18 protein-coding genes and 1 riboswitch are annotated in these 23820 nt (G+C 55.9%); of the genes, 3 read left to right on the forward strand and 15 right to left on the reverse strand.

The annotated features are described in order from the left end of the window. From thiC to G7K71_RS05460, 6 genes are all read right to left on the reverse strand, one after another. Positions 1-1299, reverse strand: a complete 1299-nt coding sequence (gene thiC / locus G7K71_RS05435; RefSeq protein ID WP_166344048.1) for a phosphomethylpyrimidine synthase ThiC — start codon at positions 1297-1299, stop codon at positions 1-3. Between the two features lie 107 nt (positions 1300-1406). After that, positions 1407-1687: riboswitch (cobalamin riboswitch) on the reverse strand. A gap of 63 nt (positions 1688-1750) precedes the next feature. Continuing rightward, positions 1751-2509, reverse strand: coding sequence for a fumarylacetoacetate hydrolase family protein (locus G7K71_RS05440; protein WP_166344050.1), 759 nt, complete (start codon positions 2507-2509; stop codon positions 1751-1753). A 224-nt stretch (positions 2510-2733) separates the two neighbouring features. After that, positions 2734-3792 (reverse strand): Rpn family recombination-promoting nuclease/putative transposase, encoded by a 1059-nt coding sequence (locus tag G7K71_RS05445; RefSeq protein WP_166344052.1) that lies wholly within the window; start codon positions 3790-3792, stop codon positions 2734-2736. Between the two features lie 204 nt (positions 3793-3996). Further along, the gene (locus G7K71_RS05450) at positions 3997-4194 is read right to left on the reverse strand and encodes a DUF2283 domain-containing protein (protein ID WP_166344054.1); all 198 of its coding nucleotides are present in this window, start codon (positions 4192-4194) and stop codon (positions 3997-3999) included. Continuing rightward, positions 4178-4609, reverse strand: a complete 432-nt coding sequence (locus G7K71_RS05455) for a hypothetical protein (protein WP_166344056.1) — start codon at positions 4607-4609, stop codon at positions 4178-4180. The genes G7K71_RS05450 and G7K71_RS05455 overlap by 17 nt, the downstream gene beginning before the upstream one ends. Before the next feature lie 139 nt (positions 4610-4748). Beyond that, positions 4749-5012, reverse strand: a complete 264-nt coding sequence (locus G7K71_RS05460) for a DUF4351 domain-containing protein (protein ID WP_243174572.1) — start codon at positions 5010-5012, stop codon at positions 4749-4751. A gap of 216 nt (positions 5013-5228) precedes the next feature. Here G7K71_RS05460 and G7K71_RS05465 point away from each other — a divergent pair, with 216 nt between their 5' ends. Beyond that, positions 5229-5462 (forward strand): hypothetical protein, encoded by a 234-nt coding sequence (locus G7K71_RS05465; protein ID WP_027357524.1) that lies wholly within the window; start codon positions 5229-5231, stop codon positions 5460-5462. A gap of 1 nt (position 5463) precedes the next feature. Further along, on the forward strand, positions 5464-5892 hold the full coding sequence (locus G7K71_RS05470; RefSeq protein WP_243174573.1) for a type II toxin-antitoxin system VapC family toxin: 429 nt from the start codon (positions 5464-5466) through the stop codon (positions 5890-5892). A gap of 350 nt (positions 5893-6242) precedes the next feature. Here G7K71_RS05470 and G7K71_RS05475 read toward each other — a convergent pair whose 3' ends face one another. The 4 genes from G7K71_RS05475 to G7K71_RS05490 all read right to left on the reverse strand — a co-directional run bounded on the left by G7K71_RS05475 (position 6243) and on the right by G7K71_RS05490 (position 10291). Beyond that, entirely contained in the window at positions 6243-7325 is a 1083-nt protein-coding gene (locus tag G7K71_RS05475; protein ID WP_166344058.1) for an Rpn family recombination-promoting nuclease/putative transposase, read from the reverse strand. A 162-nt stretch (positions 7326-7487) separates the two neighbouring features. After that, positions 7488-8423: a DUF4351 domain-containing protein gene (locus G7K71_RS05480; protein WP_166344060.1), complete on the reverse strand. Its 936-nt coding sequence runs from the start codon at positions 8421-8423 to the stop codon at positions 7488-7490. A gap of 259 nt (positions 8424-8682) precedes the next feature. Then, positions 8683-8853 carry a hypothetical protein gene (locus tag G7K71_RS05485; protein ID WP_166344062.1) on the reverse strand — a complete coding sequence of 57 codons (171 nt, stop codon included), beginning with the start codon at positions 8851-8853 and terminating at the stop codon, positions 8683-8685. Positions 8854-9220: 367 nt separating this feature from the next. Further along, positions 9221-10291, reverse strand: coding sequence for an Rpn family recombination-promoting nuclease/putative transposase (locus G7K71_RS05490; RefSeq protein ID WP_166344064.1), 1071 nt, complete (start codon positions 10289-10291; stop codon positions 9221-9223). A 263-nt stretch (positions 10292-10554) separates the two neighbouring features. Between G7K71_RS05490 and G7K71_RS05495 the strand changes: the two genes are divergently transcribed. After that, positions 10555-11508 (forward strand): Rpn family recombination-promoting nuclease/putative transposase, encoded by a 954-nt coding sequence (locus G7K71_RS05495; RefSeq protein WP_166344066.1) that lies wholly within the window; start codon positions 10555-10557, stop codon positions 11506-11508. Positions 11509-11924: 416 nt separating this feature from the next. Here the strand turns inward: G7K71_RS05495 and G7K71_RS19260 are convergent, their stop codons facing one another. The 5 genes from G7K71_RS19260 to G7K71_RS05520 form a co-directional block, all read right to left on the reverse strand. Then, positions 11925-12833, reverse strand: a complete 909-nt coding sequence (locus tag G7K71_RS19260) for a hypothetical protein (RefSeq protein ID WP_243174574.1) — start codon at positions 12831-12833, stop codon at positions 11925-11927. Between the two features lie 234 nt (positions 12834-13067). Then, positions 13068-13913: an REP-associated tyrosine transposase gene (locus G7K71_RS05505; RefSeq protein WP_166344068.1), complete on the reverse strand. Its 846-nt coding sequence runs from the start codon at positions 13911-13913 to the stop codon at positions 13068-13070. A gap of 57 nt (positions 13914-13970) precedes the next feature. Next, a complete protein-coding gene (locus G7K71_RS05510; protein WP_166344070.1) occupies positions 13971-17519 on the reverse strand; it encodes a transglutaminase domain-containing protein in 3549 nt (1182 codons plus the stop codon). Positions 17520-17631: 112 nt separating this feature from the next. Further along, on the reverse strand, positions 17632-22962 hold the full coding sequence (locus G7K71_RS05515; RefSeq protein WP_166344072.1) for an Ig-like domain-containing protein: 5331 nt from the start codon (positions 22960-22962) through the stop codon (positions 17632-17634). A gap of 332 nt (positions 22963-23294) precedes the next feature. Beyond that, positions 23295-23759 carry a hypothetical protein gene (locus tag G7K71_RS05520; protein WP_166344074.1) on the reverse strand — a complete coding sequence of 155 codons (465 nt, stop codon included), beginning with the start codon at positions 23757-23759 and terminating at the stop codon, positions 23295-23297. Positions 23760-23820 lie beyond the last annotated feature (61 nt).

The following is a 23820-nucleotide window of genomic DNA, read 5'->3' on the forward strand; positions in this document are numbered from 1 at the left end:
CTAACACACCCCCTGCTCTTTGCCCAGATATTCCCCTACCACCTGCATGGCGCAGTACCTGCCGCACATGGCACATGTCCGGTGTGAGCCGCGGCTGCGCTCCCGGCGAAGGGCACCGGCCCGGCCGGGGTCGAGGGCCAGTTCGATTTGCCTGTCCCAGTCCAGGGCCTTGCGTGCCCGGGACATTTCCAGGTCCCACTGCGCCGACCGGGGCTCCCTGGCCACGTCGGCTGCATGGGCGGCAATACGGGCGGCAACGACCCCTTCCCGCACCTGTTCCACATCGGGCAGTCCCAGGTGCTCCGCGGCGGTGACATAACAGAGAAATTCCGCCCCGGCCCAGGCCGCAAGGGCCCCGCCGATGGCCGCCGTAATATGGTCGTATCCCGGAGCGATGTCCGTAACCACCGGGCCGAAGACAAAATAGGGCGCCCCGTGGCAGAGCTGCTTTTCCAGTTGCACGGTGGCCTTCAGGTGCCCCAGGGGGACGTGCCCCGGCCCTTTAACCATCACCTGCACCTGCTGTTGCCGGGCCCGGGCCACCAGTTCCCCCAGCACCACCAGTTCCTGCACCTGGGCCGCGTCCAGGGAATCGGCCAGGCAGCCGGGGCGCCACCCGTCGGCCAGGCTCAAGGTAACATCGTAGCGGCGGCAGATCTCCAGCAGCCGGTCGAAATGCTCGTATAGGGGATTCTCCTGCTGATTGTAAATCATCCAGCCCATTAAGTGGCTGCCCCCGTGACTGACCAGGTAATCGACCCGGCGGTGTTTCTTTGCCGCCCGCAGGGTCTGCCAGGTGGTGGCGCAGTGCAGGGCCAGAAAATCCACCCCGTCGGCGGCCTGCCGCTCGATCACCTCGAACATCTCGTCCACCTTCATTTTGACCGCCGCCCCGTACTTCTCCCGGGCCTCGGCCAGGGCCTGGTACACGGGCAGGGTGCCCACGGGCGTGGTCGTTGCCGCCAGTACGGCCCGCCGGGCGCCGTCAATATCCCCGCACACGCTCAAATCCATGATGGCGTCAGTCCCGGCCTCCACGGCGGCACGCACCTTGGCCACCTCGCCCTCGATGGTGTCCCCTTCCCCCGCCAGGCCCACACTGGCGCTTACCTTCACGGCAAGGCCCGTTCCGATGCCCACGGGATCGATGTTCTTTCTCATGCGGTTGCGGGGTATGACGATGGTGCCTTCCGCCACTCCCCGGCGGACGAACTCCGGATCCACCCCCTCCCGCCCGGCCACCCTTTTCATTTCCGGGGTAATCTCCCCGGCCAGGGCCCTGGCCATTTGCGTCGGCATTTTCGACCCACCTCCATGGAAGTAAAATAAAAAGTCCCCAGCCCAAACTTTACCCGGCTGAGGACTTTACCATCATCCTCCGCGCACGGCCGCCCTTTCTCGCGAGGGCGGCCATCCCTCAAACAGGCAGGTCTCCTGGCTAACGGATCATCGCTATTTATCCAGGCCTTCCCGGCCAGCACTCAGCCGTGACAGCGCTTGATCATGCCGTTTTCACTGCTGAACAAGCGTGCCATTGGATGCAACAGCTCACCAGTGAGTGCTGGGCCAGTGACCGGGATCAGCTCCCCGACTACAGTGGCGGGACCGCGCCGTTTCCGGGTGGTATGCCACCCGTCCGGACTTCCCTATTCTCCCCCTGCGGGGCACCTGTTTGACTATTCAGTTATTGTTTATATGGGATTCTACCACACCGGCCCGGCAACGTCAAGCAAAATTTGGAACGGTTATTTTATTTTTTGACTACCGGGTTGGCCAGCCGGCCGATGCCGGATACAACCACCTCTACCGTGTCCCCCGGCTGCACCGGCCCCACCCCCGCAGGCGTACCGGTAAGGATGACATCGCCGGGCAAAAGGGTCATGATGCGGGAGATAAAGCTGACCAGCCGGTATACCGGAAAGATCAGCTGGGACGTGGAGGAATGTTGTTTTCGCTCCCCGTTGAGGTAGAGCGAAACTTCCCTGTCCCCCGGGTCAACGCCGGTGACGATGTAGGGACCCAGGGGCAGGAAGGTATCAAACGACTTGGCCCGGGTCCACTGCCCGTCCTTTTTCTGGAGGTCCCGGGCGGTAACGTCGTTGGCACAGGTATAGCCCAGTATGTACTCATCCGCTTCTTCTTCCCTCACCTGCCGCGCCTTTTTCCCGATCACCACCGCCAGCTCGGCCTCGTAGTCCACCTGATGGCTCATGGCCGGGTAAACAATGGGTTCCCCGGGGCCGATCACGGCGGTGGACGGCTTCAGGAACAGGACCGGTTCCTCCGGCAGGGCCATACCCAGCTCCAGGGCGTGGTCCCGGTAATTGAGCCCCACACACACCGCCTTGGTGGGCAGGCAGGGAGCCAGCAGGTCCAGCTCCGGCAGGGCGAACTGCCGCCCGGATACCGGTTCCAAAGATTGAAAGGGATCGGCCACCGGTAGAACCGTGTCACCCTCAACTATGCCGTAGAAAATTTCTCCCCTGTGATGAAAACGGCCAATACGCACAAAAAACACCCCTGTTCTGCCGGATGAGATTTCAATGCCATTATTTTAACAGAAGGATTGTCCCCGGTAAAACAGTTGGATACCCAGGAATGGCCGTGCAATAGCGAAAAATACTAGCCCCGAATTTGCCCTCCAGTACCGCCGGTGAAAAGGAAAAGCCCCGCCGGCGCGGGGCCGAGGAGCGCTCGATAAGTTAATAAGTTAAGTGCCTGGCACCAGCCTGACTACTGGAGGGACTTATTGATGCCTTCCCCGATGATGGCCCGCGCCTCTTCCAGGGTGTTGGCGGCAAACAATTCCTCCATGATGCCGTCCAGCACTTCCAGGCTGGTCATCTCCCGGACTTTCTCCTGCAGGCCGGCGGATGCATCGCCGAACCTCCTCCTGAGGTATTTGCAGATGGCATCCTGTGCTTTCTCAACCTTGCCCCTCGCCTCGCCTTCGGCCTTCCCTCTCAATACGCCTTCCATCACAGCTTGCCTCTTCATCTCATCCAGTGCCCGTTCTATGTTGGTGATCATCTTTTCCACCTCCCGGGGATCGTTTTCCTCCAGCACGCGTTCCACCTCTTCTCGCAGGTGTACCGGCAATTTGCGCTTGATGACGTTCTTCAGCCACACCGTCACCTGACGAAACTGCTCCGGAGTCATCCCTTTCAGTACGCCGGCGAGCTTCCTGAGCCGGACTACCAGCTCCAGGGGATTCACGGTCTGGTCCAGGTAAAACACGCTGGACACCACGTTGGCCGCCCGGTACAGATCCTCTTCGCTGTACCGGACGACGTCGAAAAGGATGTAGGAGAAGTCCAGCAGGTAACCGGGGAACCGCTCGTGCCCCGCCTGGTATTCCCTGAAGCTCCTGCAGGCCGTCCAGCTTCTCCTGCCGTTGTAGAGGACGGCGGGAACGATGGCCGGCAGCCTGAATCCCTTGCGCCTCCGCTCCTTCTCCGGCGTGTTGTTGTAAATGTCCCGCCATATCTCCACCATGTACAGCAGCAGCCGGAAGGGCATCAGGTAGTCCACCGTTGACTGCAGCTCCAGCAGAACGTAGAATATCACGTCGTTACCTTTTGCCCTCAGCCGGTAGATAATATCTGCTTCTTTCTCGCTGAAGTCCTGCAGGATATAGGACTTTTCCACCCGCACCAGACTGTCTTCGTCTATGTCTTTCGCCCATTCCTCACGGACAAAGGTCTTGAGCAATTCCAGAAACGCCCGCTTACTGGAGAGAAGTTCCCTGTATCCTCTGTCGTGGGAATGGTGGGGCTGTCTTTTGTCCGGCACGGGTTCATTCCTCCTGTGGCTGTATTATACCACATCCGGCCGGAGATTGACATGAGGCGGAACTGGACCGGATACTGAACAGTACACCAAGTGAAAAGAAAAAGCCCCGCCGGCGCGGGACCGGAGCTCGATAAGTTAATAAGTTAAGTGCCTGGCACCGAACCGTCCTGGCACCGAACCGTCCTCGAACCGTCCTGGCACAATTTACAAAGCCGCCCTCTGCTCAAGCGGTTTAATAACATCTTTAAACAACTTTGAGGCATTAAATAATTCTATCCCAATTAGATTACCATCCTTATCCAACTCAAGATTTATTCCAGGATGTAGTTCTATAACTTCTCCTTCAACACCCTCTCTAGACAGGTAAAGGATATCAGCTTCTGAATCATAATAGGCTTTCAATTTTAACCCACCTCCTACTTCTAACTCTGTTTTCCCTTTGACCGTCCTTTAGCGGGTGCAAAGTTACTAACACTATTTTTCCTTCAGACATACTGTAGGTCAAAGCCATGTCTCTCTCCGCGCCCTGGAATTCCATGTGTTTCACTGCAATAAAGTAATCGGTCTGAGTATCCTTATAATGCTCATCGGCCTGGGTAAAAATCGTTTCAGCCATCCCGTCTGGAATGCCACGCAGTTCTTTACGTATTGCAAAATGTTTTGAATAAACTACATTCAAGATATCTCTCTTATATAACCTCCATAAACATAATGACTCGATGGTTAGCGTTTGCCTGATCCCGGGGTTCACCATGGCTATAGCCTCTTCACGCGGGCGCTCGTCAACCTTATTATACCAGATTTTGCGAATGGCCAAACTCCCCTGCTCCGTTAATAATAAGTTAACAGGTTAATTGCCTGGCACCATCGATTCCTAATAAAATCCCCGCAAGCCTTATAACATGCGGGCTGCAGGGATGAGCTCTTCCTGCAATTATGCAATTATGTCGTTTCCCTCACTGCATAAACCTCTCAATGCCGTCCCTGATGATGGCCTGCGCCTCTTCCAGGGTGTTTGCAGCAAACAATTCCTCCATTACGCCGTCCAGCACTTCCAGGCTGGTCATCTCCCGGACTTCCTGCTGCAGGCCGGCAGATGCATCACCGAACCTCCTCCTGAGGTATTTGCAGATGGCGTCCTGTTTTGCTTCAACCTTACCCCTGGCCTCTGCCTCGGCGCGCTCTTCCCTGACCCACTCCTGGAAAATCGGTGATTCCATGACCATTTCCCTCCTTATCATTGACATGAGGCGGAACTGGACCGGATACTGAACCGTGTACCGCCAGTGAAAAAAAAGCCCCGCCGACGCGGGACCAGGGCTCGATAAGTTAATAAGTTAAGTGCCTGGCACCGTCCATTTCTTACTTACTTGACAACAGTTGTGTAATGCGTAATAATTAAGTGTGTAATAACTATAGCTTAAGGTGATGCTTGTATGAGGCGCATGCAGGTGGTAGTGGAAGAGTGGCAGTACCAGTTCCTGCGTGAACTGGCCGCCCGGCAGGGCCGCTCCATATCAGCCGTTTTACGGGAACTCATTGCCAGCAAGGCAAATAAAAGCGGACAAAACGCAAAGGAACCTCTTCTCGAAGCAGCAGGGATCGCCCGTGAGCCATTACTCAAAAACTTGATCAGCGAAAGTTTAGATGAAGCTCTTTACAGGACGTGATATGTTGCGGCAGATTTTAGTGGATACCAGCTTTTTTTACGCCCACGCCTACGCAGACGACCCCCATCATCGTGAAGCGGTCAAGTTCCTGGAGACCCCCCCAGTTCCTCTTGTGACGACGAATTTTATTTTTGATGAATTGATGACCATCCTGCGATATAATTTTGGTCACCGCGTGGCGGTTACATATGGGCAGAGCCTGCGAAAAAGTAAACTTGTAAATATTTTACGCATAACGCCGGAAGACGAAGAGTCGGCGTGGGAAATCTTTTCCAGGTACAACGATCAGAAATTCAGTTTTACGGACTGTACGAGTTTTGCACTTATGCGACGCCTGGGAATCACAGAAGCAGCGGCATTCGACATTCATTTCGAAGTTGCGGGTTTTCTGCGCCTGCCACCCGCCTCCCTTGCCAGCCGCGGGCGGTAGGGATTTTTGCTTTCCAGCTTGAAGGCGATCGCGGAAAGATACTTCCTGGTTTTTTGCGTGGCACTTTTAGGGGTCCCATGGTCTGGAAGTGAGCTCAGCCGCTTTATTGGTATGTCTATCCTTGGCATTCACGTTCGCTGACCCTCTTCTGGATAACTCGTAAGATCCCCACCAGCCTCTAAAAAATCAGCTTATCTCCTTTCCTGAATTGCACCACACGGAACGGGGATCTGGTACGGCGGGATGCCGGGGTGGCCTGCTTGAAAAGTAAACCCCCGCTGGCGCAGCTGCCGGGGAAGGCCCACGCCCAATACATTAATAAGTTAAGTGCCTGGCACCATCCACTTCCCTCACTGCATAAACCTCTCAATGCCGTCCCCGATGATGGCCTGCGCCTCTTCCAGGGTGTTTGCGGCAAACAGTTCCTCCATTACGCCGTCCAGCACTTCCAGGCTGGTTATCTCCCGGACCTTCTTCTGCAGGCCGGCAGATGCATCACCAAACCTCCTCCTGAGGTATTTGCAGATGGCGTCCTGTGCTTTCTCAACTTTGCCCCTGGCTTCGCCGATGGCCTCGCCTTCAGCCCTGCCTTCGGCCTTCCCTCTTAAAACGCCTTCCATCACAGCTTGCCTCTTCATCTCATCCAGTGCCCGTTCTATGTTGGTGATCATCTTTTCCACCTCCCGGGGATCGTTTTCCTCCAGCACGCGTTCCACCTCTTCTCGCAGGTGTACCGGCAATTTGCGCTTGATGACGTTCTTCAGCCACACCGTCACCTGACGAAACTGCTCCGGAGTCATCCCTTTCAGTACGCCGGCGAGCTTCCTGAGCCGGACCACCAGCTCCAGGGGATCCACGGTCTGGTCCAGGTAAAACACGCTGGACACCACGTTGGCCGCCCCGTACAGGTCCTCTTCGCTGTAGCGAACGACGTCGAAAAGGATGTAGGAGAAGTCCAGCAGGTAACCGGGGAACCGCTCGTGCCCTGACTGGTATTCCCTGAAGTTCCTGCAGGCCGTCCAGCTCCTCCTGCCGTTGTAGAGGACGGCAGGAACGATGGCCGGCAGCCTGAATCCCTTGCGCCTCCGCTCCTTCTCCGGCGTGTTGTTGTAAATGTCCCGCCATATCTCCACCATATACAGCAGCAGCCGGAAGGGCATCAGGTAATCCACCGTGGACTGCAGTTCCAGCAGGACGTAGAATATCACGTCGTTCCCTTTCGCTTTCAGACGGTAGACGATGTCTGCTTCTTTCTCGCTGAAGTCCTGCAGGATATAGGACTTCTCCACCCGCACCAGACTGTCTTCGTCTATGTCTTTCGTCCATTCCTCACGGACAAAGGTCTTGAGCAACTCCAGAAACGCCCGCTTGCTGGAGAGAAGTTCCCTGTATCCCCTGTCGTGGGTGTGGTGGGGCTGTCTTTTATCCGGCACGGGTTCATTCCTCCTGTGGCTGTATTATACCACATCCAGCCGGGGATTGACATGAGGCGGAGCTGGACCGGATACTGAATCGCACACCGGCAGTGAAAAGAAAAAACCCCGCCGGCGCGGGACCAGAGCTCGATAAGTTAATAATTAAGTGCCTGGCACCGCTCACTGCATAAGCCTCTCAATGCCGTCCCGGATGATGGCCTGCGCCTCTTCCAGGGTGTTTGCGGCAAACAGTTCCTCCATTACGCCGTCCAGCACTTCCAGGCTGGTCATCTCCCGGACTTTCTGCTGCAGGCCGGCAGATGCATCACCAAACCTCCTCCTGAGGTACTTGCAGATGGCGTCCTGCGCTTTCTCAACCTTGCCTTCGGCCCTGCCCTCAGCCCTGCCTCTGGCTTCAGCTTCCGCCCGCTCTTCCTTTACCCATTCCTGGTAAATCGGCGATTCCAAAATCATTTCCCTCCTTATCATCGAGTATACCAGTTCAGCCGCATATATGCCGCCGGCCAAGATCCCCATGACGGCCAGCAAGTCCTGCTGCAGTGATCTGTCCTCAACTTCTCTCACCACCTCGATGCTCTGCTGCAAGACCTGCTTCGGGTCTTCTCCCGCTTCGCCCTTCATCAGCGGGAGCAGGGGGTATAGACCGACCAGCCTCTGCTCAATTACGGGCTGCCGGGGCTGCTCCCACACCCGCACCACCCGGTAGGTAAATTCCACCGTCTTCAACTCTCCCCAGCGGTCGGTGAGCCGGTGGTTTTTGTTGTCGTGCTCGGGGTAAAAGAAGAACACAGCCTGGACAATGGGCGGCGTGCCTTTCCGGTCATTTAAGGTCGCCTCCCAAATATCGCTCCGGTAGCGCATCATCCTGGCGGGCAGCGCCACGTCATGGTAGCCCATCGGCTCGAAATTCACCAGGTAATAACCGCCGGGGTCTTCTACTTCAAACACGTTGTCCAGCCTGGACTCTACCCTGGGGGTGTATTCGCTCTTGAACGGCCTGACCCGGTCTTCCGCACATCCGGGGTTCAGGTATTTTACCCAGTCACCCGGCCTGCGCTGAACAAGGCGCTTGACGGGTATGTCTATTTTGGGCATTGACAGTGTTTCACCCTTTTTGTTATATATTTTACCACATGATTGGGGTTTTCGTCTCTCACGGCTCAAAGTCCTGCTGAACTTCAATGCAAGGGGGGTATTGGGCCGCCGCCGGGCAAAGATTACGACCCGATCTTCCACACCGGGCTGGAAGTTGACACGGGGCGGGGATGAGGTGGAAACTGTACCGCACAGCCGGTGAAAAGAAAATGCCCCCGCCGGTGCGTGACCGCCAGAGGCCGCTCGATAAGTTAATAAGTTAAGTGCCTGGCACCACTTTGATAATTGTGATATACGTTTCCGCAAGTTTTTGCCCCGAGGTGGCGGTCAGGCCGGCATCCACCCGCAGGGTGTACGTCTGGCCGGATAACAGGGCATCGCGCGGCTTGAGCCAGAAGGTGGTATAGCCCCCGGTTTCACCCGCGTTCACCTCACCTACAAAATAAAGGGTGCAGGGCAGTTCAGCACCGGCAGTCATCAAGTGGAAATGGGAGGCGGTATTCCCGTCTATCTTAACCGCGGATCGTTTGGGACGTACATCATATGCAGGGGATAATTGGGCTCCGCATTCCGCATACTCTACGCGCCCGCTCCGCTCCTTTAGCATTCTGAGCAAAAAGGATGAGATTACAAAAGTAAAACGCTCCGGGAGACCCCCCAGGGCACCGGCCCTAACGCCGTTAATAATAAGTTAACAGGTTAATTGCCTGGCACCATCGATTCCTAATAAAATCCCCGCAAGCCTTATAACATGCGGGCTGCGGGGATGAGCTCTCCCTGCAATTATGTCGTTTCCCTCACTGCATAAACCTCTCCATGCCGTCCCTGATAATGGCCTGCGCCTCTTCCAGGGTGTTTGCGGCAAACAGTTCCTCCATTACGCCGTCCAGCACTTCCAGGCTGGTTATCTCCCGGACCTTCTTCTGCAGGCCGGCAGATGCATCACCAAACCTCCTCCTGAGGTATTTGCAGATGGCGTCCTGTTTTGCTTCAACCTTACCCCTGGCTTCGCCTTCAGCCCTGCCTTCGGCCTTCCCTCTTAAAACGCCTTCCATCACAGCTTGCCTCTTCATCTCATCCAGTGCCCGTTCTATGTTGGTGATCATCTTTTCCACCTCCCGGGGATCGTTTTCCTCCAGCACGCGTTCCACCTCTTCTCGCAGGTGCACCGGCAATTTGCGCTTGATGACGTTCTTCAGCCACACCGTCACCTGACGAAACTGCTCCGGGGTCATCCCTTTCAGTACGCCGGCGAGCTTCCTGAGCCGGACTACCAGCTCCAGGGGATCCACGGTCCGGTCCAGGTAAAACACGCTGGACACCACGTTGGCCGCCCGGTACAGGTCCTCTTCGCTGTACCGGACGACGTCGAAAAGGATGTAGGAGAAGTCCAGCAGGTAACCGGGGAACCGCTCGTGCCCCGCCTGGTATTCCCTGAAGCTCCTGCAGGCCGTCCAGCTTCTCCTGCCGTTGTAGAGGACGGCGGGAACGATGGCCGGCAGCCTGAATCCCTTGCGCCTCCGCTCCTTCTCCGGCGTGTTGTTGTAAATGTCCCGCCATATCTCCACCATGTACAGCAGCAGCCGGAAGGGCATCAGGTAGTCCACCGTTGACTGCAGCTCCAGCAGAACGTAGAATATCACGTCGTTACCTTTTGCCCTCAGCCGGTAGATAATGTCTGCTTCTTTCTCGCTGAAGTCCTGCAGGATATAGGACTTTTCCACCCGCACTAGGCTGTCTTCGTCTATGTCTTTCGTCCAGTCTTCATGGACAAAGGTCTTGAGCAATTCCAGAAATACACGCTTGCTGGAGAGAAGCTCCCTGTATCCTCTGTCGTGGGTGTGGTGGGGCTGTCTTTTGTCCGGCACAGGTTCATTCCTCCTGTGGCTGTATTATACCACATCCAGCCGGAGATTGACATGAGGCGGAACTGGACCGGATACTGAACCGTGTACCGCCAGTGAAAAGAAAAAGCCCCGCCGGCGCGGGACCTGGGCTCGATAAGTTAATAAGTTAAGTGCCTGGCACCAGCTATCCATCTTCCTGCCGCCGCCCGCGGCATGATATAATAGATATTAGATATAGTATACACGCAAGATTTAATTGCCTGCCGTTGAGAGGACTGGGATAGTTGGTCGTTAATGTCATTGACCGAAGTCTCAAGGCTTTGGCCCGCCGTTACCCGAAACCCTTTGTCAAACTTGTCCTGGGCTCCACAGAAGGGGTGGCCGTGGCCACCATCGAAAACCCGGAGATCAACCTCCCGGAAAGGCGGCTCGATTTCGTCTACGGCCTGCGCCTGGATGACCAGGAGTACCTGCTGCACCTCGAATTCCAGCTCCAGCACGAGACCGACCTGCCGGAACGGATGTTCACCTACAACGCCCTCCTGACCGCCGCCTACCGGCGACCGGCCATCTCGGCGGTCATTTACCTGGCGCGGCAGGAATACCGCCGTTTACCCGAAGCCTATGCCGTGACCTTCCGGAGCAGGGCGGTCCACACCTTCACCTACAGGGTCATCAGGCTCTGGGAATACGAAGAAGCCATTGCCGGCGGCGAGCTGAAGGAGCTCGCTCCCCTGCTCGTCCTGCTGGCCGAAAAGGGTAAAGAAGAAACTGCCCTGGCCAGAACTAGAGAATTGGTCCTGGCCATCGACGACGAGAAGCACCGGGCCGATGCCCTGTCGGTGGCCATCACCGTGGCGGCGCGCTACTTCAGTCGCGATTTTTTGCTCGAGTTTTTCAAGGGGGAAATGGAGATGCTGCAGGAAGCCAGTATTGTCCAGGAATGGATTAACGAAGGCCTGGAGAGAGGCCGAAAAGAAGGCCTGGCGGAAGGCCTGGAAAAGGGCCTGGCAGAAGGCCTGGAAAAGGGCAGGAAGGCGGGAAAGCTCGAGGGAGAGATCGAGACGCTGCAAAGGGACATCCAGGAAGTCCTGGAGGAACGCTTCGGCCGAGTCAAAAAAGGTATGGGCAAGAAGCTGGCCGCCATTGACGACCCGGCGGTGCTCCGTTCACTGCTCAAGAAAAGCGTCAGGGTGAAGAGCCTCGAGGAGTTCGCTCGGCTCTTGGAAGAAGTGTAACGTCCGGAGACAAGGTAAAGCCCTACCGGTGGCCTGCGGAGGGGCTTTCGGCTGGGGCCTGGCTCGAAAATAGTTGAAGCCATTCGTTTCGGGTCCGCATTATTTCGCCCTCCGGCGTGTCAAAATCCCTAATGCTCGGGGCGCCCAAATGCCGCGGAATCATGGCCTAAAGCAATGTCATTTATCTAAGGGACTTCGCTTTCCAGCTTGAAGGCGATCGCGGAAAGATACTTCCTGGTCTTTCGCGTGGCACTTTTAGGCACTTTTAGGAGTCCCATGGTCTGGAAGTGAGCTCAAACCGGGGTGGCCTGCTTGAAAAGTAAACCCCCGCTGGCGTAGCTGCCGGGGAAGGCCCACGCCCAATACGTTAATAAGTTAAGTGCCTGGCACCGTTCTGACTACTCTGCACAAACCTCTCAATGCCGTCCCTGAATGATGGCCTGCGCCTCTTCCAGGGTGTTGGCGGCAAATAATTCCTCCATTACGCCGTCCAGCACTTCCAGGCTGGTCATCTCCCGGACCTTCCGCTGCAGGCCGGCGGATGCATCACCGAACCTCCTCCTGAGGTACTTGCAGATGGCATCCTGCTTTGCTTCAACCTTGCCCCTCGCCTCGCCCCTGGCCTCTGCCTCGGCGCGCTCTTCCCTGACCCACTCCTGGAAAATCGGTGATTCCATGACCATTTCCCTCCTTATAATCGATAGTACCAGGTCCGGCGGGTACTTACCGCCGGCCAGTATCGCCATGGCTGCCAGCAGGTCCTGCCGCAGCGATTCGTCCTCTATTTCCTGCACGGCGTCTATACATTTCTTCAGTGCCTGCTCGGGGCTTTCCTTTGCATCATCGCCTTTCATCAACGGCAGCAGGGGGTAAAGCCCCACCAGTTTGGCGGTTATCACCGGTTGCCTGCGCTCTTCCCACACCCGGATCACCGTAGAGGAATATTCCAGCCCTCCCGTATCCCACCGGTCACTTAACCGGTGCAGTCCGTTGTCGTCTTCCTTGTAGAAAAACATCACCACCTGGCGTATGGACGGGGTGCCCCTTCCGCCAGCCAGCGTGGCCTCCCATATGTCGCTGCGGTAGCGCAGCATGCGGGCCGGCAGCGCCTCGTCGCGGTAGCCCATAGGCTCGAAGTGAAGCAGGTACGGGCTGCTGGGGTCATCTATTTCCAGTACGTTATCCAGCCGGGATTCCTTTCTGGGGGTGTACTCCGTTTTATAGGGCCTTACCCATTCTTCCCTGCAGCCCGGTTGCACGTATCTGGCCCAGTCGGCGGGCCGGCGCTGGAACAGCCGCTTTATTGGTATGTCTATCCTGGGCATTTACGTTCATTCACCCTCTTCTGGATAACTCGTAAGATCCCACCAGCCTCTAAAAATTAGCTTATGTCCTTTTGGGATGGGGTTGTCTTTTGTCCGGCACGGGTTCATTCCTCCTGTGGCTGTATTATACCACATCCGGCCGGGGATTGACATGAGGCGGAACTGGACCGGATACTGAACCGTGTACCGCCAGTGAAAAAAAGCCCCGCCGGCGCGGGACCGGAGCTCGATAAGTTAATAAGTTAAGTGCCTGGCACCAGACAGAAGTTTGTAAACAGCCACCGAAGAGATGCGAATATTTTCGCCTATTTCTTGCAAAGTATATCCCTGCGCCAGTGCTTCCCTGGCGTACCAAACTTTATACGGCACCAGCGATCTTTTTCTGGATCCGCTCTTTATTTGCGCAAACTCTTCCATATTCACTCCGGAAGCCATGAGGATTTCATCCAACCGCTTCCTGGTGGGTACAGCCTGTCTTGGCTCAACCTTTAAAGCAAAAGATTCCCGGCCGATAAATGAAACATTCTCCCAGTCCTTATCATCATCCTGTTCCATAAGTAAGACATACTTTTTAAAAGCCCTCCCCGGATCGTCATCCAGGATGTCCAGCAGCTGCTTTGTATGTACAAATCCACTACCCTCTCCGCGATAATCAGCATCGCTGCTCCATTTATAATCAGCCACTCCCGCGCATAAACCAGCCCGGACAGGATTACGGTGTATGTACCTGACAACTGCCAGAAGATACCGCTCGTTTTCAATTGGCACGGCCTTATACCTGCTTTCAAAAACGTGGCCGGTCCGACCCCGCTCACGGTTGTAATACCGGCTGAAGCGGGTATTCAAACGGTGCATTACTTTGCTCAGGGGCTCTTTATTCGTACGGACGGCCAGGTGGAAATGATTGTTCATTATTACATAAGCAAAAATTTCCAGGCTGTCCACGTTAACGGCGTGCCGCAACAGCTCAAGCAGATACTCCTTGTGCTCCGGCATAATAAATATAAACTCCCTGTTGTTACCCCGCTGGATTACGTGGTACATTGCGCCCTCAAACTCGATTCTTGGTCTCCTACCCAAAAAATTCACCCCCTGCCACCCATTGTAACAGGGGCCCCCCAACCCTTCAACTATAAGTTAATAAGTTAGGTGCCTGGCATCAATTACAAACTGCATTTTTACCGCATTCTTCAAATTTAGGCCGGATGTGGATTTAATACCCCTGCCAATATACAGGGTGTAAACCTGCCCCGGGGTGTACCCCGCCGGTGGTGGCTTAACTATAACCGACCTGCCGTCATTGCCCATTTCTACCGTAACATTTACTACATTACCGCTGGTATCTTTGACAGTTATGTTTTGAATGGTTATGGTACCTGGATCCACAGGCATATTGAATTTAATAGTCCACTCCTTATTGGGCGGCACATTTACTTGCGGAGCCCATTCCCGGGCATCGTCTTCTTCCCGGTCATTGCCGTATTTCACTGTTACTCCCCTGCTGATCAGCCTGGCAATATCTTGATAAGCCTGCGACCCTTCTTCCAGATCCAGGGGATTGTCCCGCAAATCCACCACCGCGCCCCATCCTAAACCGCCCTGTTCACTGTTTTTAACCAGAGGACTTATATCCCGGATATTGTTGTGGGCAAGGTTGAGGTATTTTAAGTTCTGTAAATTTTCAATCTCCCGGATACTTTCAATCCGGTTCCCGGCAAGATTTAAGGAAACCAGGTTAATGACAAACTCAAGCTTGGCGAGATCTTGAATGTTGCGGTAACCGGCATCCAATTGCTGTAAACCCTTTATATCCTCCCTGGTAACGGCGCCCAACGGTTTATTCAAACTCTTCCGGACTGCCGCCTCCAGGCCGGGATCCGGGAAGCCGATGGAATCAATGACGTGCACTATCCCCCGCTCACCAACCGCTACACAACGATGGTCACAGGAGGCAATGTCATTTATCTGGCCAAAGGGAAAGCCGGTGGGGTCTTTTATAACCCGATCCCAACTGGTTCCGTCCGGTGAGGTTAGGATGCTATTGATAGAAATAGAGGGAATGCCCACCCACTGGGAACCGCCCCAGGCAATGCGGACCGGCGCATCAAGGCAATCATATCTCTTCCACACCACACCATCGGACGAAGTAAGCACCTCGTTCTGCCCCGTTACTACCCACCGGCTGCCGTCCCAGGCCACATCACGCAAGTTGCCCGTGGTGCCGGAAACCTGCTCCGTCCAGTTCAGCCCGTCGGAGGAAGTAAGGATGAGCCCTTTATCGCCTGCTATTATCCACATCTTCCCGTTCCAGGCAATGGCATTGAATGTACGCGGCCCTTTTTCGTTCAGGTCCCGCCGCTCCCAAACATACCCGTCCGGGGAAGTAAAGATGAGGCCGTAACGTGAAATGGCCACCCAGAGGGAAGGGCTCCCCGCAACTCCTGCCAGGTAAGGACTGACAACGGACGTACTTCTTTTAACCCATTTTACCCCGTCCCGGGAGACAAAAAAGTGTTCTCCAACGGCCACCCACATCCGGCCGTTAAAAGCCACGGCCCGCAGCCTTTCCCTTGTCCCGGCGTCCTGTTTGGTCCAGCTAAACCCATCGGGAGAGGTATAAATGGCACCGTGATCGCCTACGGCTACCCACAGGCCCGCGCTGGCAGCCACTCCCCACAACGCCCCGGCACCATCTCCTATGGCCCCCACCGGCGCCCAGTAGGTGTCTGCTAGCTTATACCTACCTGCCACTGTAAGGTTATAAGTTCTGGTATCGCTTGCATTTCCCCTGGTCACGGTAGCCGTTAAACTTACAGGCTCTTCGATAATTGGATTTTCTCCCGAAAGATACTTCTCCACCAACCAGCGGGACATTACCGGCCGGGATACTTTTCCGTCTTCAGAGATGATCTCCGGCCTGTCGGACTGCCACCGGATGGTGGAGCCGTATTTTCCCTGCACCGGTAGGGTTAAATCACGGGTGACGCTGGTGCTGCTGTCTCCCGGGGCAAACCCGATGGCCAGGGCTGTCATGTCTTCGGCCACCGCGTAATAGTCGCTGAGGCGTATTTCGTATTTAAACTCCGCAACGTCGCTGACGTAATCCCAGTTGCCCAGCACCGCCACCGCTTTGACGGTCGTGTCGGCGGCTATGTGCACGGGCTTCCCGTCCCAAAGGCGGGCTGTGCCCGGCCCGGGAACACTGCCGTCGGTGGTGTAGTAAATGGCGCTCCAGGGATTGTCTTCCGTGCGCGGGCAGTCCAGGCTCACATCCAGGGGCCGGTCATACCGGCCCGGGGAAACACTGGACAGGGGAGGGCGGGGCTTTTGGAAACCGGGAGGCAGGGAATAGACCGTAAAGTCGATCTCCAGCATTTCGCCTCCCTTGGAAATAGTGACCCGCATGCCGCCCTTTTTTAAGTCAACAATCCTGTAGGGACTACCTGTTGCGCTAGGCCATACCGTAACCTCGTCCAGCGGCTCTGCCGAAATGATGAAGCCGGGTATGTAATTGCCCTTCTGGCCATTTAGAAAGTAGGCGTACATTTGGTAAGACTCCCTGTCCAGGGGGATGTCCACCAGGACGCCGCGCTGGGAGTCAAAGAATTTAACCCCTTCGTTAATGTGAATAAAAGGTATTTCCACATAGCTGACCACCCCCTGGGGAACCACGGCAATGGCCTTGATGGTGGTTCCATTGGTGATGTGCAGCGGGGTGGAGTAAAGGGTGGAGTTGCTGGTTGGCTCGGAGAGATCCAGGGTGTAAAATATTTTTGCCCCCGCCTCGGAACAGGAAAGTTCCAGGTCCAGTTCCTCCCCCTGGTAATCAAACCAGTTGGCGTTGACCAGGATTTTATGGTGATCGGCAGAGAATTGCTTTTCGTCAATAAGGTAATAATGCAGGTAATACTCTATAGGGAATTCCGGATTACGTTCCATGAAATCTTCGGAATGATATGCACATGAATCCCAGGTGACATCCACGCTGTACCACTTGCCGTCAATATAAATTTCATTCCAGGCATGATTTTCCCACCCTCTCCAACCGTCAGCATCACCCCAAACGTATTTCGCCGGAATGCCGCCCGCCCGCATCATGGCCGCCAGAAGGAGGGAAAACCCGTTGCAGACCCCCTTGCGCGCGTGTAAAGTGGGCAGCGCTTCGTAAATTGAAAAACTATAGTCATATTCAATGTTCTGAACCACCCACTTGTAAATGGCCGCTGCCTTTTCTTTATCACTTGTCAGACCGCGGGTTATTTCCTGCACCAGGCCGGTTATTTCCGGATCATCACTGGGAATGTCCCAGTACGGATCCCAGGGACCCGGCCTTAAATAGTCCCATGGGCTCCTGGGCAACTCTCTTGCCGCCGTTCGGAAAAGCTCTCTTTTTGCTGTCTTAAGCTGCTCCCCGAAAAGTTTTTTGCTCAACTCGGGCGGCAGGGTGGGCCGGGGTAAGCGGTCCCCATGGGGCACTGCCTTTATTTGGCCGTACGCCGCACTGGCAACGGAATCTACGGGCAGCAACTGGTTTATATCTTGCTGCCCCGCTTGCCCGCTCTGGTTAAACCCTGCTTTTCCATCAAAAGTACTTGCCCCGGCACTTCTGCCTGCCCAGGATGGCAATGAAATACTAATCACGAACATTACCAGCACCATCAGGCCTGTGAAAATGAGTTTTTTCATCGCCTTCACCTTGCCCTCAGTTTTTCAGCACCAAATCGTGGCGATAAGATAAAGCGCCCCCGGAAGGACAAGCCCCGGGGGCATCGGCCACGAGCACGCACTTATCAATAAGTTAATAAGTTAAGTGCCTGGCACCGTCCATTCCCGGTTGCATAACGACTATGACCGCCTTGCCGTTTTCCACGCGCAGCTCCTTTTGAACCTCCGGCCTGACGGTCCGGTAGCCAGGATCGTTAATGATCTCGGTGATTCGTTTGCCTGCGCCAAGGGCCTTCTGGTAGTCCAGGACCACCTGCGTGTCGGTTTCCACAATTACAGGCGCGCCGCTTACTTCGGCCTCACCCACGTACTGCTTGACGGCATTATACAGGGTATTGTCATCATTCATGGCATCGTTTACTGCCTTGGCATAGTCCACCACCACCATATCGCTGCCGCTCTGGAAATATACATACCGGGGCACCGCTTTCTTGTGGGTAGCCGCGGTGGTGAAGCTGAAAGCGTAGTCTCCGGCCAGGCCGTTGCCCGCGGCATCCTGCACCGCACCGGCGGGGATGGTGACGGTATAGGTGGTGCTGCAGGCGAGGCTGGCGTTGGGCTTGATGGTGAGGACCCTGCCGCCAATGTTCTTGGTTACGGACACGGCACCTCCTGCCGCGTTCTTCAGAGTGATGGAATCATAAGCCGGTCCCGGTTGCACATCCTTGCTGAAGGTCACGGTGATGGCCCTGTCCACCGGCACATCGGTGGCTCCGTCGACTGGTTCAGTACCGGCCACAAAAAGCCCTTCTACAGTGTACTGGAGGACTCTCGTTGTTTCATTTCCGGCCCTGTCTTCTACCCGCAGCATGATTACGTTGTTGTCCGGCAAAAGAACGCTGCCGCTGAAACTGCCATATATGTCGACGGCAACTGACTGCTCATTTATCGTTAAGCTTCCGCCGGGGATGGTTGTTCCCTGAATGAGCACATAAACCCGGCCGTTTTGCATTTCCTTTTCCACCTTGTTTATCTCCAGGAAGGGCTTTATGTCGTCATAGTAAATTTCATATTCTTCTTCGGCTTCGTCACCCTCCCGGTCAACGGCGTGCACCCGGAAGTAATTGCACCCTTTATCCAGGATAAATGTCTCGCTGATGTTCCCGGTTAACCCGGTGCGGACCGGTTGCCCCTGGTGGTAAACTGTAACAGCCACGCCTTCATCGAGGGATGCCGTTAAAGTAAGCTTTTCATCAGCAGTAATGCCCGTGTCATTGGACCAGTGCAGGTCCAGCACAGGCGGCGTCGCATCGACAACCGCAACTCTTGTTTCCACCGGAACACTGCGCACATCTCCTGCGGTGACGGCTTCCAGCTTCACCAGGTATTCCCCGGGAGCGATGGCCTCCCTGGAAATATGATACGATTCTTCGCCTTCCACCGGAAAAGCCAGCAGGATGTCCCCCGTTCCGGGGTCGATGACGGTTACCAGGCAGCAGGTAACACCAGGCGGGTTCTTCCAGGAGAGGTCCAGCCCGCCGTTACGTGTTCTCGCGCTCACCCCTGCCGGAGGTGGCGGCGCCTGCGGGTGAACGTGGTCGATAGGCGTGTCGCTGTAAACAGTAACCGGAGCATTCTTGCCGTCGTCAACTTTGGCGTAAACGTAATACCGGCCCGTGGGGATGTTAGACAAATCCCACCGGTATGTGCCCTGGTGGTCACCGGTAAAGAAGCCAGAAGCAAAGGGGATGCCATCGGCACCGCTCTTGTCCCTGTCGTAGCACAGCGTAATTTCGGCGTTGTCGTCGGGATCTTCTGCCGTCCAGCTGATCTGTACCGCTTTTTGCGCCGGATCGTAGCTGACTTCAGAGAAGGTGAGGGTTGGCTCGATATTGACGTTCAGCGCTTCCACCTGCAGGCCGGTTAATTTGTTTTCGTCATACTCCACCCGGTACGTCCCCATTGCCGGCCTCGTAAGCACAAAGTAGGCCTCTTTTTCCAGCTTCAGTGATTTTACTCCGTATAATTCGGTTATGCTTTCCTGAGCAGCAACTCTGGTCCCGTCCGGCGTCACCAGGGTAATGGCTGAGTCGCCTTCCTCCCAGGTTACACAGACGACCACTTCGTTATAGGGCTGGTCCAGCACAAAGGACGGGCCGCCCGCCTGGGCACCGTAACTTTGCATTTGAGCTTTTCTGGTGGCGATTGGTTTTAAATTGGTGCCCACATCCACCCGCTGGCCGTCGATAACGTAACTTCCCAGACAACTTGCATTGCCTTCCGGCTGCAGGCCCAAAACCTGGAATCCTGAGGCATAGTAAAACTTTACCGTGACCTTGAAAAGCTCCAAGAATTTAAACCCTGTGGAAATCTTTTCGCTGTCCACCACGCCTTCCACTTCTGCTATTTCTTTTCCGCCAATCACCTTCCAACCTTTGGGAGCCCTGATTGTGCCTGTAGCCGAGCCGCTGACATACAACCGGGGCGTTACCTTGAATCCCGTTTTGCCTTCAAAAATATCCAGCAAATTGATGGAGGCCGAAACGTCCAGTCCCTCAGCGGCGCTCAGTGCGGCCTTGGCGTCGCCCAGCTTATACTTAAACAGGTACACGTCTCCTTCCGTTGACAGACGCCAGGAAAAATCGATAGTTGCCGTTACGTCCTTGGCGCTGAAGATCGGGTAGCCATCAATTTTTATCCCCCCGGCAGCTGCCAGGTCCGTCTGGCCTTCGATGGTGAGCGGCCCTATAGCCATATTATTTGCTTCTCCGTATAATCTGGTCATCACCATGGAGGTGGAACCAAGGGGGACACCGGGATCAAGCTGGGCACCCAGACCCAGTCGATTTAGTTTCCCCTCCCGGAACCCCAGAGCGCCGTGCAGGCCGTTGATATTCCAAAGCTTCGGTATGCCTACGGTCGATTCTCCATCCAGTATGTCCTCCATCGAATCATATTTTAAGGTAACGTTTTTAAGCTCGAACCCCTTGTAAAGGATGGGGAAATTTTCGCTCCCCTCGAGCTTTACCTCAAAGGAAATCCCCTGCGGGCCAATCCTCACTTTTTTAATGCTGTATCTGGCGTTTATGATCTCGCCTTCCAGCTCAGCTTCCAGCAGGCCGTCGACCAGGGATAACTTCTTTAGCTCAAACGGCATCCCGTCCAGGTAAATTTTCCCCGGAACGTTGGACAGCAGCTGGAGCTCACCGCCCTGCAAAGCAATTTCCCCCTGGTAGATGACAATTTTGCCTGCCTTTGCGTTAAGCCCAAGCAGTGAGCCCGGAGTAATGTACAGAGAACCAAAAGGAGCGCGTATTTCCTTTTTAGCTGTATCAATTGTCAGATCAGCGTCGGTGCGGATCCAGCCGTTCAGGACGACATTTCCCTTTGCCTTGTAGGTGCTTTCGCTGATCTTGGTGATTGTATCCGCAAAAACGGTCCACGGCCCCACCGTAATACTTTCGCGGTTTTTTATCTCTTCAACCACTTGACCCTCACCAATGACGCCAAGGAATTGCGATGTGATACTGAATTCCCCCTGATCATCGGTAACGGTAAGGAGGACCCGGTAATAGCCGGGATCTGTGTAAACGTTTGTCGCGCGAGGATCCGTTGTCTTTAACCTGGTACCGTCACCAAAGTCCCATTCATAAGTAAGGCTGCCGCCGTCCGGGTCGCAGGAGGCGGAGGCGTCAAAGGTAATTTCCTCGCCCGCCACCGGAACAGCCGGGGTGAAGGTGAAGGAGGCCACGGGGGGCTGGCCTCCGGGGTGCTGGTCCCCGGGGAGTTGATCCCCGGGGGGCTGGGGCTTGACATTTAGATCTCGCACCTGCACCGGGGTAACACGGCTCTTCTTGGTACCGTCGCCCAGCTGGCCGAAATAGTTATACCCCCACGCCCAGACCGTGCCGTCGGATTTAAGTGCCAAGGAGTGAGAGGCTTCGCCTGACACTGCTATCACGTCGGTGAGACCCTGAACCTGCACCGGGGTAAGACGGTCCTCCCTGGTGCCGTCGCCCAGCTGGCCGGCCCAGTTACGCCCCCATGCCCAGACCGTGCCGTCGGATTTAAGTGCCAGGGAGTGTTCATCTCCGGCTGCCACCGCCACCACATCAGCAAGACCCTGAACCTGCACCGGGTAAAGACGTTTCTCCCTGGTACCGTCGCCCAGCTCGCCGTACCAGTTACGCCCCCACGTCCAGACCGTGCCATCGAATTTAAGTGCCAGGGAGTGAAAATCTCCAGCTGCCACCGCCACCACATCAGCAAGACCCTGAACCTGCACCGGGGTAAGACGGCAGCACTCCTCGGTGCCGTCGCCCAGCGCGCCGTAAGCGTTACTCCCCCACACCCAGACCGTGCCGTCTCGCTTGACCGCCAGGGAGCGTTCGCATCCAGCTGCCACCGCTACCACGTCGGTGAGACCCTGAACCTGCACCGGGGTAACACGGGTCTTCTTGGTGCCGTCGCCCAGCTGGCCGGCCCAGTTACGCCCCCACGCCCAGACCGTGCCGTCGGATTTAAGCGCCAGGGAGTGATACCATGTGGCTGCCACCGCCACCACATCAGCAAGACCCTGAACCTGCACCGGGGTAAGACGGTCCTCCGTGGTGCCGTCGCCCAGCTGGCCGTAATCGTTACGCCCCCACGTCCAGACCGTGCCGTCGGATTTAAGTGCTAGGGAGTAACCGACTCCGCCTGACACTGCCACCACGTCGGTGAGACCCTGAACCTGCACCGGGGTAACACGGGTCTTCTTGGTGCCGTCGCCCAGCTCGCCCCAGCCGTTGTGCCCCCACGCCCAGACCGTGCCGTCTTGCTTGAGCGCCAGGGAGTGGTACCCTCCACCTGCTATCACCCCCGATTTCACACCTGCCGCCTGCGGTCCCCGGTTTTCTTCAGCCAGGGCCTTAAATTGCGGGTGAGCACCCTGGTCCGGCCCTTCTTCAGGCCGGATGTCTTTGCTACCTGCCGGCGGTTTCTCGCTCAGGGGGTAAACAACCAGCGTTTCCCCGGATGCCAGGTACGTTTTGCCAAGCGCCGTTTCTTCCCCGCCCCCGGGCTCCACAAACCAGCCCCACGGCCCGGGCGCAAAGGGCAGGCGCAGCGCTTCCTTCCCCCCGCCCAAAGCCGTTATCGCCCAGGGTATTTTCCTCTGCTCCAGGGCTAGGGCCAGGGCCGCCAGAGCCGTGGGCCGGTCATAGCGGTAGACCTCCCCGCCCGGCAGGGTCAGCTCCCCTGTGCCTAGGGTTACCTGTTCTTCCAGTAGCAAACCGTGCCTCCCGTAAACCTTTACCGTTACCGTTTCCGTTAAAGCCGCTTTTCCGCCTGCTTCTGCCAGTTGCCCTTCTGCCGTGCCCTCTTCCTGCGCCGCCCACGCCCCGCCTGAGCCCAGGGCAAGGCAGAAAATCAACAACGGTACTATAAATAACCACTTTACCCGCCAGTTTGAAGCTGCAAGCATCCCCCTCTTGCCTCCTTAGCACCATATTAACCAACCTCAAGCGCTACGCCGGCCTGTGCCGGGCACGAAAAAGGCTCTCCCCCGCCAGGAGACTTCTTCACGAAGGAACCTTCTGGAAAGGCTCAACCCAAAAAGCCCAACCCGAAAAGCCGGAATGCCCGGGAGTAAACCTGCCAAAAGGGAGAGCCGTCGTGACGAAAGATTAATTTCTTAATCAAATTGCGAACGGCTGCGCTGATCACTGGCGACATGGAGGGACAAGCACCGGGGGCACCGGCCACAAGCATACCTTTATCAATAAGTTAATAAGTTAAGTGCCTGGTACCGTCCCTTTAGTAGATATCTATTACTTCCGGTACCCCCGATCCCGGTTGTAATTCGCCTATGACCGCCCGGCCGTTTTCCACGCGCAGCTCCTTCTGAGCCTCCGGCCTGCCGGTGTGGTAGGCCGGGTCGTTAATGATCTCGGTAAAGCGCTTGCCTGCGCCAAGAGCCTTCTGATAATCCAGAACCTTTTGCGTATCGGTTTCCACAATTACGCGTGCGCCGCTTTCTTCGGCCTCACCGACGTACTGCTTGACGGCATTGTACAGGGTATTGTCATCGTTCATGGCATCGTTTACTGCTTTGGCATAGTCCACCACCACCATGTCGCTGCCGCGCTGGAAATAGACGTATTTCGGTACGGCGGCAAAGGCCGCGCTGGAAAACATAAACACCAGCGCCAGGGCCAGAACCAGAACCCCCAGGCATTTCATACGCAACATGAACTGCCATACCCCCTTTATGACTTCCATTAAGTTTTGAGCCTTCAATTGCTCCCTGTGAACCAGCGCACCAGTACCAGCATGGTACCGG

Origin of the sequence: Desulfofundulus sp. TPOSR (assembly GCF_011393055.1) — a bacterium.
In the GTDB taxonomy this organism is placed as follows: domain Bacteria; phylum Bacillota; class Desulfotomaculia; order Desulfotomaculales; family Desulfovirgulaceae; genus Desulfofundulus; species Desulfofundulus kuznetsovii.

Bases quoted from the DNA above. Each gene is read 5' to 3' on its own strand.
- thiC (WP_166344048.1), bottom strand. From the start codon at position 1,299: ATGCCGACGCAAATGGCCAGGGCCCTGGCCGGGGAGATTACCCCGGAA.
- G7K71_RS05460 (WP_243174572.1), bottom strand. From the start codon at position 5,012: ATGGAATCACCGATTTTCCAGGAGTGGGTCAGGGAAGAGCGCGCCGAG.
- G7K71_RS05465 (WP_027357524.1), top strand. From the start codon at position 5,229: ATGAGGCGCATGCAGGTGGTAGTGGAAGAGTGGCAGTACCAGTTCCTG.
- G7K71_RS05470 (WP_243174573.1), top strand. From the start codon at position 5,464: ATGTTGCGGCAGATTTTAGTGGATACCAGCTTTTTTTACGCCCACGCC.
- G7K71_RS05480 (WP_166344060.1), bottom strand. From the start codon at position 8,423: ATGCCCAAAATAGACATACCCGTCAAGCGCCTTGTTCAGCGCAGGCCG.
- G7K71_RS19260 (WP_243174574.1), bottom strand. From the start codon at position 12,833: ATGCCCAGGATAGACATACCAATAAAGCGGCTGTTCCAGCGCCGGCCC.
- G7K71_RS05510 (WP_166344070.1), bottom strand. From the start codon at position 17,519: ATGAAAAAACTCATTTTCACAGGCCTGATGGTGCTGGTAATGTTCGTG.
- G7K71_RS05515 (WP_166344072.1), bottom strand. From the start codon at position 22,962: ATGCTTGCAGCTTCAAACTGGCGGGTAAAGTGGTTATTTATAGTACCG.
- G7K71_RS05520 (WP_166344074.1), bottom strand. From the start codon at position 23,759: ATGGAAGTCATAAAGGGGGTATGGCAGTTCATGTTGCGTATGAAATGC.